3 protein-coding genes are annotated in these 1,246 nt (G+C 38.9%); all 3 read left to right on the plus strand.

What is annotated here, in order from left to right; all coding sequences use genetic code 11:
• The first annotated feature begins 61 nt into the window (after positions 1-61).
• The 3 genes from EOK74_RS20675 to EOK74_RS20685 all read left to right on the plus strand — a co-directional run bounded on the left by EOK74_RS20675 (position 62) and on the right by EOK74_RS20685 (position 1,191).
• The gene (locus tag EOK74_RS20675) at positions 62-319 is read left to right on the plus strand and encodes a hypothetical protein (RefSeq protein ID WP_133472021.1); all 258 of its coding nucleotides are present in this window, start codon (positions 62-64) and stop codon (positions 317-319) included.
• Between the two features lie 102 nt (positions 320-421).
• Complete coding sequence (locus tag EOK74_RS20680) at positions 422-703, plus strand: hypothetical protein (protein ID WP_133472022.1); 282 nt, start codon at positions 422-424, stop codon at positions 701-703.
• 8 nt (positions 704-711) lie between these two features.
• A complete protein-coding gene (locus EOK74_RS20685; protein ID WP_133472023.1) occupies positions 712-1,191 on the plus strand; it encodes a hypothetical protein in 480 nt (159 codons plus the stop codon).
• The last annotated feature ends 55 nt before the right edge of the window (positions 1,192-1,246 follow it).

Here is a 1,246-nt window from a genome sequence, read left to right on the forward strand (position 1 = left end):
TGGGCTGGACTCGCTATCGCTCGCCTTTTATGTGGGCGTTATATGCCAAGGGAGCTTTTAAATGGAATTTGAAATTTGGTACTTAGTCGTAGGTATTGCGATTCTACTCAATATAGTTGTTTCTATATTTTTGGTGCGCCGTGATGATTTAGAAGCCTTCCAAAAAGGTGCTCAAATATTTATTGTTTGGTTAATCCCGTTTTTCGCAGCCATTGGATTATGGTTGTTAAACCGCAGTCAAGATGCACCTGTAAGAAAGAGCAAAAACTTTGGCGGTGGTCCAAGAGATGGTATTGCGGGCGGTTCTTCAGGTGACTAGTGGCATATAACAAAACAATAAACTACATTCGCTTCGCTCATTGGGAAAAAGCCTCGCTGTCGCTCAGCTTTTCCCGTTATTGTAAGCGTTAGGTGACTACGGATGGCTATGCTCAATAAGTTAAAGGTTCTGGTTTTAGGTTTACTGTGCTCATTACCGTTTTCACTTTTTTTCGGTTATGGTTCTTTTTTTGTTTTATCCCATGTTCAAGAATTTAGCGATAGCAATATTGCCAATTATGTTGGTGTTGGTATCTTTACCTTAATTTCTATCAGCGCATTAACCAATCCAAGTACATACATAGCAGTATTCAAAATTTTTGGTTTATTTGACGATTTAGGGGACATTGCTAGTGCAATCAGTATTTTTAATATTTTTAGATAAATGTTGTATTGTGCTCAAAGGTAAATCACCTAACAAACCAAGTCATCGGAAAATCACTCACTGGCTGCGCCAAAGCGTTCGCGTTTTCCGCTGCTTGGGGCGTTATGCATAAAAAGTTACTTTTATATTTTTCGATAGCTTTAATGGCGTTTGTCGCTCTTCATTATATTTTGCTGTGGAGAAGTTCTATAAGCCTGATGCTTTATGATGGATCTTGTGTAGAAATGGAGCCGACCTTATATAAAGTTGCCAGTGAACTAACTTTGGTAGAGCTAGAGTCTAGGCTTTCTTCTGACGGATATCTATCCGATCGCTATTCTACATTTAGACAAAGACTGTCAGACTTAAAAAGTCACTACACCGAAGGAGATGAAATATTCGAATTAGAAACAAATAGGTCTTCTTGGAATGGGCTTTATGGTTCTTGGGGTTACGGGCTTATTCGAAATAACTGCCTTATTTACCACATAGAGATAATTGTGAGTTAGTAATGCATAACAAACCAAGTCATCGGAAAACCACTCACTGGCTGCGCCAAAACGT

This window comes from Paraglaciecola marina, from assembly GCF_004360155.1.
Lineage (GTDB): Bacteria > Pseudomonadota > Gammaproteobacteria > Enterobacterales > Alteromonadaceae > Paraglaciecola > Paraglaciecola marina.

What these genes read in the sequence shown, in the direction of transcription:
- EOK74_RS20675 (WP_133472021.1), top strand. Translation starts at nt 62, where the DNA reads ATGGAATTTGAAATTTGGTACTTAGTCGTAGGTATTGCGATTCTACTC.
- EOK74_RS20680 (WP_133472022.1), top strand. Translation starts at nt 422, where the DNA reads ATGGCTATGCTCAATAAGTTAAAGGTTCTGGTTTTAGGTTTACTGTGC.